This window comes from Streptococcus sp. UMB0029, from assembly GCF_002871495.1.
Classification (GTDB): Bacteria; Bacillota; Bacilli; order Lactobacillales; family Streptococcaceae; genus Streptococcus.
Genome location: NZ_PNGD01000003.1, coordinates 162,367 through 174,307, shown reverse-complemented (window position 1 = coordinate 174,307; position 11,941 = coordinate 162,367). Strand labels below are relative to the sequence as shown.

The following is an 11,941-nucleotide window of genomic DNA, read 5'->3' as shown; positions in this document are numbered from 1 at the left end:
CACTCCTGTAGATTTGGCTACAAAAGTGATTTTAATGATTATTCCATTTCAAAAACATCGCTTTCTTGCTTGTTTGGTAAAACCAATGAGAGCAAAATTCCGACAATAGCTGGTACCAACCATGGGAGAGATGCCTTAGCCAAAGGAAGAGCGTTGACAAGATTTGCAAGAAACTCAACCTTAAATGAGCTTCCTAGTACGCTTGCAATGGCAATAGCTGTAACCACAGCAATTGTCAACTGCATACCTGGTTTTGAAAGAGCCACAAATTTGTTGACAATGACAATCATAACGATAGCAATCGTGATTGGGTACAAGATAACCAATACTGGAATTGAGTACTTGATAATTGCACTCAAACCAAGATTTGCAATAGCAAATCCAATCAAGGTAAAGACTGTTGCATAAGCCTTGTAGCTGATTTGTGGGAAGCGGCCGTTAAAGAACTCAGCTGTTGACACAATCAAACCAACAGTTGTTGTGAAGCAGGTTACGGTAACCATAGCTGCCAGGAAGAGTTGAGCTGTTGAACCAAAGATTTCTTGAGTGGCTTGTGACAAGATGTAAACACCTGGTGTTCCACCCTTCATCGCTTCAGCTGGTACTGGGAAATGATTTCCAAGGAAACCTAAACCGATGTAAAGGGCGCTGAAAGCAAGGGCAACAACGATACCAACCACCCAAATAGTTGAAATATATTCTTTCTTACTTGAGAAGCCAAGTTGTTTCAAGGTTTGAACTGCGATTACGCTAAAGGCAACTGAAGCAAGGGCGTCCAAGGTATTATAACCTTCTAGGAAACCTGTACCAAAGGCAGAAGCTTGATAAGCAGCTGAAGCGGCTTGAGGACTTGTTCCACCGTATTTGATAGCTCCTAGAACAACCAAGATAACAATCAAGATTGCAAAGACTGGTGTTAAAATACGGCCGATACGGTCCAAGATTTTAGATGGATTGAGCGAGATTAGATACGCTGCCACAAAGTAAAGAAGGGTAAAGACAATCAAGCCTAGACCTTTATTGGCATCCGACAGAAGGGGGCTAATCCCTACTTCGTAAGCCGTTGTAGCTGTACGTGGGATGGCAAAGAATGGACCAATTGACAAGTAAAGAACTGAGAGGTAAAGAGTCGCAAACCAAGGTGCTATCTTTGTTGAAATCTCGTGAATATATCCTTTAGGATTTAGCGTTCCAATAATAAGGGTCAAGACGGCGATACCGACGCCTGAAAAGACAAAACCTGCGATGGCAGGAAGAAAATGTTCTCCAGATAGAGCACCTAGAGAAGGCGGAAAAATCAAGTTTCCCGCACCAAAAAATATTCCAAACAGGAGCAAACCTGTTAGGGCACCTTTTTTAGCCATGAAAATCTCCTTCATATTTATAAAATACTGACCTAGTATACCACGATTGGGAGTCTGAAAAAAGCAACACGAAGCAAAATGTTAAATGTTTTTAAAATTCTAAAAAGTATGAATTATCTAAAAATAAAACTCTCCTACCCAGTCTACACCAAGTAGGAGAAAATTCTTACGTTTAGAGTTCTTCAAAGGCAGTCATACCACCTTGTACATTAATAACATTATAACCTTGTTCTGATAGGAATTGGCAAGCACGCGCTGATCTCATTCCAGCTTTACAAATGACATAATGCAACTGATCCTTGTCTAACTGATCATAGCTATCAACCAATTGACTAAGCGGTAGGTTGTGGGCACCTTCTAAATGAAGAGTTTCAAATTCGTCCACTTCTCTCACGTCCACTAGAGAAAGTTGATCGTTTTGGTAAAGCTGGTAAAATGCGTCAAAGGTTATTTCTTTCATTCTTTTTCTCCTAATACTCTTCGAAAATCTCTTCAAACCACGTCAGCGTCGCCTTACCGTAGGTATGGTTACTGACTTCGTCAGTTTTATCCACAACCTCAAAACAGTGTTTTGAGCTGACTTCGTCAGTTTTATCTGCAACCTCAAAGCAGTGCTTTGAGCTGACTTCGTCAGTTTTATCCACAACCTCAAAGCAGTGTTTTGAGCTGACTTCGTCAGTTCCATCCACAACCTCAAAGCTGTACTTTGAGCAGCCTGCGGCTAGCTTCCTAGTTTTCTCTTTGATTTTCATTGACTATAAAATAGTTTTAATTCTTTTTTTCAAATCTGGCACCACTTCTGACTCAAACCAAGGGTTTTTGGCCATCCAGATTTGATTTCGTGGTGAAGGGTGAACTAGTGGAAAATAGGTTGGCAAGTAGTTCTGGTAATGTTTTACCCGTTCTGTTACCTTGCCACTGACTTTCTCCTGTAAATAGTAGGCTTGGGCATATTGCCCAATCAAGAGAGTTAACTGAATATCTGGTAATTCTTGCAAGAGCTGAGGATGCCATTTTTCGGCAAAGCCAGTTCTCGGTGGCAGATCACCTGACTTGCCATGCCCTGGAAAGTAGAAATCCATAGGCAGAACAGCAAAATAGCCTGAATTGTAAAAGATATCTTCATCCACACCGAGCCAATCTCGCAAGCGATCACCACTTTTGTCCTTCCAGTAAAGGCCTGCTTCTTGAGTTTTAAGGCCAGGCGCTTGACCGATGATATTGATGCGAGCAGTCTTTGGCGCTGCAAAGAGAGGCTCAATGCCACGCTCTGTATAGGTAGCATTCTGCGGATCTGCCATGATAGCCTGCTTGATTCTTTCAATTTGAGACATCTACTTTCCCTCCAAAAAGAAGTCTAAGCATACAATCTCAGACTTCTATCGTTTTATTTGATCAATTCGTAAATAGCTTCGGCATAGATTGCTGCTGCTCGGAAGAGATCATCCAAGGCGATAAATTCATTAGCTTGGTGCATAGTGTCAATTGAGTCTGGGAACATGGCACCGTAGGCAACTCCGCGTTCTAGCAAGCGACCAAAGGTTCCACCACCAATGACTTGCTCATGACCTTTAAGACCAGTTTGTTTTTCATAAACATTCAACAAGGTTTGGACAAGTGGATCTTCCATTGGCACATAGTGAGGGGTGTGACCGTGCTCAGAAAGGCTAACAGAAGCAACTGGCAAGTTTTCAAGGATTGACTTGATTTGTTCTGGACTTGTTCCTTTTGGATAGCGGATGTTAAGGGCAATGGTATTGTCAGCACTTGTTTCGTCAAAGCGGAAGACACCCGCATTCATAGAAAGAGCACCCATCTTTTCATCCACATGAGCAATCTTGAGATTTTCACCCTCATGGTCGTTCAAGAGAATTTTACCAGCGATGTCAAGGTAGTCTTTAGCTGGACCAGCAAAGTCAAACTGGCTAAGGAAGAGGGCTAGGTAAGTCGCACCATTGACACCTGAAGCAGGCATAGCACCGTGGGCTGATTTACCAATAATCGTCACCTTGTATTGACCAGCTTCTTCTTGAATTTCTCCTCTAAGCTTGTATTCTGCAACAAAAGCATCTAGTTTCCCTTGCAAGTCAGGCAAATCACCTGAAACGACTGCTGTTGCTGATTCAGGTACCATGTTTTCACGCAAACCACCTGTGAAGCTGTGAAGACGGGCAACACCTGCATTTTCACCTGCAAAGTGTAGGTATTCCGTGATATTTCCTTTTTCACCGTTGATGATAGGGAACTCAGCGTCTGGAGAGAAACCGAAGTCTGGTTTTGCAAGTCCTACATGTTCAAAATAGTAATCCATGTCTGCCCAGCCTGATTCTTCGTCTGTTCCAACGATGAAGCGAACCTTCTTAGAAGTTGGAAGACCCAATTCTTTGATGATTTTCAAACCATAGTAACAGGCTGTTGTAGGACCCTTGTCGTCCGAAGCTCCACGCGCATAAAGACGACCATCTTTGATAGTTGGTGTGTAAGGGTCTGTGTCCCAACCACTACCAGCTGGCACCACGTCCATGTGGGCAAAGATTCCGAGAACTTCTTCTCCATCACCAAACTCAAAATGTCCTGCGTAGTTATCAACATTTTTAGTTGGATAACCATCACGGTCTGCGATTTCAAGGAATTTTTCCAAGGCTTTTACTGGACCAGGCCCAAATGGATGCTGGGCATCCGCCTTGCTATCGTCACGTTCTGAGTTAATTTCCAAAAGACTAAACAAGTCAGCCAAGAGGTCTTCTTTGCGTTTTTCTACTTCTGCTGTAAAATCAATTGCTGTCATATTATCTTCCTTCTATCTTTTCTCGATGATTTCATCTACTGGCAAGCGGTAGCTTGGTTCTAATTTTTCATCTGTGTAACCCACTGTAATTAAGAGTTCTGGACGGAAACGGTCTTCGATATCCAAAACTTCGTTGACTTTTGATTTGTCAAATCCAAGAATCATATTTGATCCAATTCCTTGGTCTGTAAGAGCGAGAATCAAGTTCATGGCAACTAAACCTGCATTGAGGGCTAGGTAGTCACTGACTTGTTGTTCATTGTAGCGCGCAAATTCAGCAGGCAAATTCTTCATAAAATATTGAAGTTGCTCTTCAGAAAAGTTATTAGCACCACCAACTCGGGCAATCTTACGAGCACGTTTAGCCAAATCTGTGTCTGTAAATAAGGCAATAGTTACAGGAGCTAATGATACCTGCTCAAAGTTTGAACCGTAAGCCAACTTTGCCAGTTCAGCATTTTTCTCACGAACCACTACAAATTTCCAAGGCTGGCTGTTGTGGGCGCTTGGTGCCAAGGTTGCGATTTCGATAGCCGTACGCACATCTTTGGGATCAACTGGCTTATCAGTGAAATGCTTGGTCGCATGACGTTTTTTATTTAATTCCAGAAATTTCATAATCGATTTCCTTTTCTAATTCTACTGCTTCCATTCTACCATAATTTGAAAGAGCTTGCAGGGATTTTTCATGATTAAGTTTTTTTATCACAGCCATAAAAAATATATATTGGTTCATCGGGAAAGTTTCTGATAAACTAACAGATAACTTTACATTTGAATGGAGACATTATGAAAAAATTTAGCCTATTACTAGCCATCCTCCCATTTTTGGTTGCCTGTGGAAATCAAGCTACACCTAAAGAGACTAACTCCCAAAAGACAATCGTCGTTGCTACAGCTGGCGATGTGCCGCCATTTGACTACGAAGATAAGGGCAATCTAACAGGATTCGATATCGAAGTTCTGAAAGCAGTGGATGAAAAACTCAGCGACTACGAGATTCAATTCCAAAGAACTGCCTGGGAGAGTATCTTCCCAGGACTTGATTCTGGTCATTATCAAGCCGCAGCTAATAACTTGAGTTACACAAAAGAGCGTGCTGAAAAATACCTTTACTCACTTCCAATTTCAAACAATCCCCTCGTCCTTGTCAGCAACAAGAAAAATCCTCTGACTTCACTTGACCAAATTGCTGGCAAAACAACTCAAGAGGATACTGGAACTTCAAATGCTCAATTCATCAATAACTGGAATCAAAAACACACTGACAATCCCGCTACTATCGATTTTTCTGGTGAGGATATCGGTAAGCGAATTCTAGATCTCTCTAACGGAGAGTTTGATTTCCTAGTTTTTGACAAGGTATCCGTTCAAAAGATTATCAAGGATCGCGGCTTAGACCTCTCAGTCGTTGATTTACCTTCTGCTGATAGCCCCAACAACTATATTGTTTTCTCAAGCGACCAAAAAGAGTTTAAAGAAAAATTTGATAAAGCGCTCAAAGAACTCTATCAAGACGGAACCCTTGAAAAACTTAGCAATACTTATCTAGGTGGTTCTTATCTCCCAGATAAATCTCAGTTACAGTAAGATATATTAAAAGCGATTGGACCAGCCAATCGCTTTTTTAGTTTGCATTGGTTATTTTAGGAAACTCTTACAAAAAATCAAAATAATTCTTCACATCCTCTACATACCCATGCTTTTCTATTAAGCTGGCTAATAGTTCCAGATTGTGCCCCTGATAGTTATCTTCACGACGTAGCTCTTCATACATTTCGATAAAGGGAAGCCCCTTGGACTTGGCCAATTCTAACTCCACTTCATAATCATAAGAAACTTTTCGAAATAGAATATTTACCAATTCCCCATCTTCAACTTCTATCACGGCATACTGGGCACGGTGATTTTTTAACGCCTCCCAATTAAAATAGGGCATGCCAATCGATCCTGGATTGATGATTTGTTGTCCTTGATTGCCGTAACGAAGCAACTGCTTGTGAACATGACCATAGACTGCCACGTCAACTTCATCATCTAGGAGTTGGTCAAATTTCTCTGTATCATTCTCAACTAGCAAGTCGCCACCATAGTTCTTATTTGGCAAATTATGAGAAAGAGAAAAGCGCAATCCGTCAACTTCTTTCTTTTCCAGCAAAGGTAAGCTTCGTAGCCAGACAATCGTTGCAGGATCCATTCGCTCCATCAAAAACTGGGTCATGCGCATTGACTGGATTTCTTGTGGATCTTCCAAACCATATTCACCATCCAAGACCTCAAGGACACAATCATCCCAATTGCCTCGAACACTGGCTGTGATAGGAAGGTCCTTTAGTAGGGCGACCAAGTCATTTTCACCGGGACCAGGAAGAAAAATATCTCCCAGAAGCCAGTATTCACTGACTCCTTGATTTTTAGCATCTGCAATCACTGCTTCTAAAGCCGTCGCATTGCCATGAATATCTGATAAAATTGCGATTTTATGTTTCATTGTGGTTTCCTTCCGTTTGGTAATCTACTCTCTTTTCCGCCACTTGAACCAACTCAACTTCTCCCTGCGGGTTCAACTTCCTCTGCACAGCTTCTGCGACAAGTCTTGGCACCCCAACTTCGACAATCTCATCCACACTGGCTTCCTTGATTTTAGTGAGAGACTTGAAATGCTTCATGAGATTCTGCTTGCGTTTAGGTCCCAGACCGTCAATCCCATCCAATTGAGATGAAAAGGAATTTTTGGAGCGCAGTTGGCGATGGAAAGTAATAGCAAATCGGTGCACCTCATCTTGGATGCGTTGGAGGAGGAAAAATTCCTGAGAATTGCGAGATAACTCCACCACCTCAAGCGGATCTCCAAAGAGCAATTCATGGGTTTGGTGCTTGTCATTTTTTTGCAAACCTGCAATAGGGATATCCAAACCCAGTTCCTCTTGGATGACTTGCTTGGCGATATTGACCTGACCTTGTCCCCCATCAATGACAATCAAATCTGGCGGAGTTAAACCTTCTCTTTGTACTCGACCATAACGTCTGCGAATGACTTCTCTCATACTGGCATAGTCGTCTGGTCCAACCACAGTCTTGATTTTATACTTACGGTAATCCTTCTTACTCGGTTTACCATTAACAAAGACCACCATGGCTGAAACAGGACTAGTTCCCATGATATTAGAGTTATCGAAGGATTCGATACGGACTGGAGTCGGGATTTGGAGTAAGCGACCTAGATTTTCAATAGCCCCTTGAGTCTTTTCGACAGATTTTTCTAACAGATTGAACTTCTGCTCTAGACTGACTCGAGCATTCTTTATAGCCAAATTGACCAGCTGTTTTTTCTCTCCACGCTGGGGTTTGAGAATCTTGGTATCCACCAAGGCCTTGACGGCTTCTTCATCAATATCCTGCGGAATCAGTACCTCATTGGGAACCAGGTGAGATTTTTCTTGATAGAATTGTCCCACATAGGTTAGAAAGTCCTCATCCGGATCATTATAATAAGGGAAAAGATTGACATCGCGCTCAATAAGCTTGCCCTGACGAACAAAGAAAACCTGAACACACATCCAGCCCTTGTCCACATAGTAGCCAAAGACATCCCGATTTTGGAGATCCTTAGCCATGACCCGTTGCTTGGTTCGAAGCGTTCCAATAGCCTGAATTAGGTCACGGTATTCCGCCGCACGTTCAAATTCCATCGTCTGAGCTGCAGTAGTCATCTTTTCCCTGAGTCCATCGATAATCTTATCATCCTGCCCTTTTAGAAAATCGGAAACCTCCTGAGCCATGGACTTGAAATAGGCCTCATCCTTCTTACAGATGGTGTGGGCCATGCATTGGCCTATATGGTAATAAAAACAAACCTTAGAAGGAGGATTGGTACACTTACGAAAAGGAAAAATCCGATCCAGCAATCGCTTGATTTCATTGGCTGCGCCCACATCTGGATAAGGACCAAAATAGAGACCACCGTCCTTTTTGACCTGACGAGTGATAATCAAACGAGGATAGCGCTCATTGGTGATTTTGATGAAAGGATAGGATTTGTCATCTTTGAGCATGATATTGTACTTAGGCTTATTCTCCTTGATCAGGTTGATTTCTAGGAGAAGTGCCTCAATATTGGACTCCGTAACGATAAATTCAAAATCTACAATTTCAGATACCAGAGCCTCTGTCTTAGTATTATGACTTCCGCGGAAATAAGACCTCACGCGGTTACGCAGGTTTTTAGCCTTTCCTACATAGATAATGGTGCCATTTTTATCCTTGTGAATGTAACAACCAGGGCTGGTCGGCAAAAGCTCTAGTTTTGATTTAATCAAGTTGTTCATAATTCCATTATAGCAAAAAAGTAGGGAAAGATAGTCCCCTACTCATTGGTCTCATATAATTTTCGAAGTCTTTCAACATCCTCTTCCTGGATACCATAAAAAGAACCTGCTGGCTGCATGACAGACTTTTCATCTGTATGGTCCAAGCCAATCGCATGACCCAACTCATGTTCTGCCGTATGGACAATGCGCTCATAGGAATAGCCATAGTCTGGATTGGACAGATAATAGTGATTCAGGCGCACCGTTACAGACAAGAATTGCCCCGTCAAGAGATTGGTCTGACTTTCCGCCTCTCCTGCCACAGGAGTGCTTCCGTCATTCATCTCAGTAGCCAAGATATCCGCTTTGCCGGACTCAGTCACAATTTCAAAGTTAAAAGCACCAGTTTGATTCCAATTCTGGATTGCTTCTAAATAAGCTTCTTGAAAGCGTGAATCCATCTGGGGATCCAAGTAAATACGAGCAGAAGCCTGCGGCCACCTTCCTTCAGAGTGTTGATGGCTATCTGTCTGGTTCAACTTAGGCAGTTGCCCTGTTTTTTCCCATTGGTCGATACTTTGTTGACCAATCTTTACTGACCGTTCTGCTTGCTTTAGTGCTCCTTGAAAATTCCCGTTCAGATACCAGAGAAGTCCGAAAGCAAGCGCACATAAAAGCACAACTATCCAAACCAGGCGCCAAAACAAACGCCACACAAAAGAAAAGAAAGCCCCTATCAAACGAAAAATCCAACGCATGTCTCTCCACCTTTCTAGCAAATAAAGTCTATTTTACTAAAACAAGCTGAAAGAAAGCTAAATTATGACAATCTCTCTTCTAATTTGAAATCAATCGGTAGGGTTGCTAAAAACCGTTCCAATTGTTTTTCCCAGTAGTACCATTCATGAGTTCCAGCACTATGGCTATAGGTCACATCAAAGCCTAATTTTTTGAGATTTTTCACTGCTAGATTATTGGCTTCATACAAGAAATCCTGTTCGCCACACCAAGCCCAAAACTTGGTCTTTTTATCCGATTTTTTAGCCAGACTTTCAAGAGAATAGGGGCTAGCTGTCCAATCTTTAATCTCCCCAAACACACCTCTCCAATAAGCTGGTGTTCCCAGACTTTGACTCTCAGGAGAAAAATCTTGAAAGCTAAGGGCACCTGAAAAACTAGCCGCATGAGAAAAATGATTTGTTGCAAGAGCCAATTTAAAGCAGCCATAGCCTCCCATAGAAAGGCCAGCGATAAAGGTCTTTTCACGCTTACTAGTCATATTAGGGAAGAAGCGTTTCAGGACCTGTGGCAATTCCTCTGCTAGAGCTGTGTAATAGTCGAAACCATACTGGGTATCGGTGTACCAACCGTTGCTGGTATTGGGCATGACGACGATAAGGTTAGTTCTGCGAAGCAAACGTTCCACATTGGTCCGCTTAAGCCAACTATTATGATTACCAGACATCCCGTGCAAGAGGTACAAGACAGGGATATCTTTACATTCTGGTTCTTCCACTCGATTGGCATCGGGGTAAAGAACATTCACCCCCCACTCCATATCCAAGACTTGTGAGTAATACTCGATTTTCATTACTGCCATAATTTTTTCCTCTATTTTTCTATAAGAAAAAGCCGAAATTCGACTTTCTCTCTGTTTATTTCAACGATTATTTTACTTCCATAACTACTGGTAAAATAGCTGGACGACGCTTGGTTTGGTCAAAGAGGTACTTGGTCAGATTATCACGAACCTTCCCTTTGAGATCTGCCCAGTCAAAGTCATCTCCTTGAAGGTACTCTTCAACCGTTTGGTTAATCAATTCTGAACTTTCACGGAGAATATCGCGGCTCTTCTTGAGATAAACGAATCCACGCGTGTGAACACGAGCCTTGGCCACAATTTTCTTCTCACGACGATTAACGGTAATTGCTACGATGAAAATACCGTCCTCTGACAAGACCTTACGGTCACGAAGAACCACATTACCAACATCACCAATAGCATTCCCGTCAATCAAGACATCCCCTGCCGAAACCGCTCCAGCTGGGACAAAGTCTCCATGCTCATAAGCCATGCTGTTTCCCTTTTTAGGAATGAAAATGCGTTCTGGCAACATACCAACAGCCATAGCAGCCTTAGCATGGGCATCTAACTCACGGTATTCCCCTTGAATTGGGAAGAGATACTTGGGTTGCAAGAGATTAATCATCAGCTGCAAATCACGCGCATTTCCGTGGCCTGACACACGCAAGCTTTGGGTGATCAATTTGACAACCCCACCAGCTTGGTAAATCATGTTTTCCACACGCGCCATGACCGCTTCTTTGGCGATAGATGGAGTCGTTACGATATAGACCAGGTCACCGTCCTTGATTTCCACATAACGGTGACGACCAATTGACATCTTACGAAGACCATTGATAGGCTCACCCATACGTCCTGTCTCAAGGATAATCAACTCATGGTCCTCAAAACGAGACATATCTTTTGGCTTAATCAAAAGACTTTCGTTAGCTAGAGACAATTTCTTGAGGCGAATAGCAGTGCGGACGATATTTTCAATATCAAATCCTGTCAAGACCACACGACGACCTGTTGCATCCGCAGCGTCAAACACCTGCTGGATACGAGAGAGGTTGCTTGCTACTGCTGCAACAATGATACGACCATCCCAGTCTGCAATGGTTTGAGTAATTTCATCCCCAACTTCACTTTCACTAGCCACTTGGATATTGCTATCTGCATTAGCTGAATCACTAAGCAAAGCTAGAACTCCGTCACGACCGATTTCTGCCAAGCGAGCGAAGTCTGTCGCATAGGATTCACTAGCTGTCTGGTCAAATTTGAAGTCACCTGTATAAACGATGCTTCCTTCAGCTGTCTTCAAGACCACACCCAGACTTTCTGGGATAGAGTGGGTCGTACGGAAGAAGGACACCACAGTTCCTCCAAAATCTATCTCCGAATCCTCATCGATAACATGGAAATCATTAAATTTCTTAACCGCATCATTCCCTTTAACAAAAAGTTTGGCCAACTCAATGGTCAACTCAGAGCCAAATACAGGTACCTTGGCTTCAGCCAAGAGATAAGGCAGAGCACCAATGGCATCCGCATGGCCGTGGGTCAAGAAGACCCCAGCGATACGATCGCTATTTTCAAAAAGGTAGTCCATATTGGGAATGACTACGTCCACCCCTAGTTGTTCATTTTCAGGGTATTTCAGACCTGCATCCAAAACGAAAATAGACCCATCGATTTCAGCGATATACATATTTTTCCCATTTTCACGTACACCACCAAGTGTTGTTAAACTGATATTACTCATTTTTCCTCCGAAAGCTTAATTTATCTTGATTATAGGGTTGCTTACCCTCTTATTCTAAAAGCACTATTACTTTTAGCCGAATCTTTTCCTACCATTATACCATTTTTTTGATGATTTTCAAAATGAAGATTTGTTTTCAAAAAAGAGCTG

The 11,941-nt window shown here is 42.4% G+C and carries 12 protein-coding genes; 1 reads left to right on the top strand and 11 read right to left on the bottom strand.

The window, feature by feature from the left end; genetic code table 11:
- Positions 1 to 38 precede the first annotated feature (38 nt).
- From brnQ to CJ239_RS02860, 6 genes are all read right to left on the bottom strand, one after another.
- Positions 39 to 1,364, bottom strand: coding sequence for a branched-chain amino acid transport system II carrier protein (brnQ, locus tag CJ239_RS02885; RefSeq protein ID WP_180958195.1), 1,326 nt, complete (start codon positions 1,362 to 1,364; stop codon positions 39 to 41).
- 172 nt (positions 1,365 to 1,536) lie between these two features.
- The gene (locus CJ239_RS02880) at positions 1,537 to 1,824 is read right to left on the bottom strand and encodes a rhodanese-like domain-containing protein (protein WP_102210483.1); all 288 of its coding nucleotides are present in this window, start codon (positions 1,822 to 1,824) and stop codon (positions 1,537 to 1,539) included.
- 10 nt (positions 1,825 to 1,834) lie between these two features.
- A complete protein-coding gene (locus tag CJ239_RS12025) occupies positions 1,835 to 2,116 on the bottom strand; it encodes a hypothetical protein (protein ID WP_102210482.1) in 282 nt (93 codons plus the stop codon).
- A gap of 3 nt (positions 2,117 to 2,119) precedes the next feature.
- Complete coding sequence (locus CJ239_RS02870) at positions 2,120 to 2,698, bottom strand: uracil-DNA glycosylase family protein (protein WP_102210481.1); 579 nt, start codon at positions 2,696 to 2,698, stop codon at positions 2,120 to 2,122.
- 53 nt (positions 2,699 to 2,751) lie between these two features.
- The gene (gene pepV / locus CJ239_RS02865) at positions 2,752 to 4,152 is read right to left on the bottom strand and encodes a dipeptidase PepV (protein WP_102210480.1); all 1,401 of its coding nucleotides are present in this window, start codon (positions 4,150 to 4,152) and stop codon (positions 2,752 to 2,754) included.
- Positions 4,153 to 4,164: 12 nt separating this feature from the next.
- A complete protein-coding gene (locus tag CJ239_RS02860) occupies positions 4,165 to 4,770 on the bottom strand; it encodes a nitroreductase family protein (RefSeq protein ID WP_102210479.1) in 606 nt (201 codons plus the stop codon).
- Between the two features lie 171 nt (positions 4,771 to 4,941).
- On the opposite strand from CJ239_RS02860, the gene CJ239_RS02855 reads away from it, so the two are divergent.
- On the top strand, positions 4,942 to 5,742 hold the full coding sequence (locus CJ239_RS02855) for an amino acid ABC transporter substrate-binding protein (RefSeq protein ID WP_102210478.1): 801 nt from the start codon (positions 4,942 to 4,944) through the stop codon (positions 5,740 to 5,742).
- A gap of 67 nt (positions 5,743 to 5,809) precedes the next feature.
- Here CJ239_RS02855 and CJ239_RS02850 read toward each other — a convergent pair whose 3' ends face one another.
- From CJ239_RS02850 to CJ239_RS02830, 5 genes are all read right to left on the bottom strand, one after another.
- Positions 5,810 to 6,643, bottom strand: a complete 834-nt coding sequence (locus CJ239_RS02850; RefSeq protein WP_102210477.1) for a metallophosphoesterase — start codon at positions 6,641 to 6,643, stop codon at positions 5,810 to 5,812.
- The gene (uvrC, locus tag CJ239_RS02845) at positions 6,633 to 8,480 is read right to left on the bottom strand and encodes an excinuclease ABC subunit UvrC (protein ID WP_102210476.1); all 1,848 of its coding nucleotides are present in this window, start codon (positions 8,478 to 8,480) and stop codon (positions 6,633 to 6,635) included. Before uvrC ends, CJ239_RS02850 begins: the two co-directional genes overlap by 11 nt.
- Positions 8,481 to 8,518: 38 nt before the next feature.
- Positions 8,519 to 9,220 carry a M57 family metalloprotease gene (locus tag CJ239_RS02840; RefSeq protein ID WP_102210475.1) on the bottom strand — a complete coding sequence of 234 codons (702 nt, stop codon included), beginning with the start codon at positions 9,218 to 9,220 and terminating at the stop codon, positions 8,519 to 8,521.
- Between the two features lie 62 nt (positions 9,221 to 9,282).
- Positions 9,283 to 10,062 carry an alpha/beta hydrolase family protein gene (locus CJ239_RS02835; protein WP_102210474.1) on the bottom strand — a complete coding sequence of 260 codons (780 nt, stop codon included), beginning with the start codon at positions 10,060 to 10,062 and terminating at the stop codon, positions 9,283 to 9,285.
- Positions 10,063 to 10,129: 67 nt separating this feature from the next.
- Positions 10,130 to 11,791 (bottom strand): ribonuclease J, encoded by a 1,662-nt coding sequence (locus CJ239_RS02830; RefSeq protein WP_102210473.1) that lies wholly within the window; start codon positions 11,789 to 11,791, stop codon positions 10,130 to 10,132.
- Positions 11,792 to 11,941: the final 150 nt, after the last annotated feature.

Coding starts and splice junctions, on each gene's coding strand:
- brnQ (WP_180958195.1), bottom strand. CDS start 1,364: ATGGCTAAAAAAGGTGCCCTAACAGGTTTGCTCCTGTTTGGAATATTT.
- CJ239_RS02880 (WP_102210483.1), bottom strand. CDS start 1,824: ATGAAAGAAATAACCTTTGACGCATTTTACCAGCTTTACCAAAACGAT.
- CJ239_RS12025 (WP_102210482.1), bottom strand. CDS start 2,116: ATGAAAATCAAAGAGAAAACTAGGAAGCTAGCCGCAGGCTGCTCAAAG.
- CJ239_RS02870 (WP_102210481.1), bottom strand. CDS start 2,698: ATGTCTCAAATTGAAAGAATCAAGCAGGCTATCATGGCAGATCCGCAG.
- pepV (WP_102210480.1), bottom strand. CDS start 4,152: ATGACAGCAATTGATTTTACAGCAGAAGTAGAAAAACGCAAAGAAGAC.
- CJ239_RS02860 (WP_102210479.1), bottom strand. CDS start 4,770: ATGAAATTTCTGGAATTAAATAAAAAACGTCATGCGACCAAGCATTTC.
- CJ239_RS02855 (WP_102210478.1), top strand. CDS start 4,942: ATGAAAAAATTTAGCCTATTACTAGCCATCCTCCCATTTTTGGTTGCC.
- CJ239_RS02850 (WP_102210477.1), bottom strand. CDS start 6,643: ATGAAACATAAAATCGCAATTTTATCAGATATTCATGGCAATGCGACG.
- uvrC (WP_102210476.1), bottom strand. CDS start 8,480: ATGAACAACTTGATTAAATCAAAACTAGAGCTTTTGCCGACCAGCCCT.
- CJ239_RS02840 (WP_102210475.1), bottom strand. CDS start 9,220: ATGCGTTGGATTTTTCGTTTGATAGGGGCTTTCTTTTCTTTTGTGTGG.
- CJ239_RS02835 (WP_102210474.1), bottom strand. CDS start 10,062: ATGGCAGTAATGAAAATCGAGTATTACTCACAAGTCTTGGATATGGAG.
- CJ239_RS02830 (WP_102210473.1), bottom strand. CDS start 11,791: ATGAGTAATATCAGTTTAACAACACTTGGTGGTGTACGTGAAAATGGG.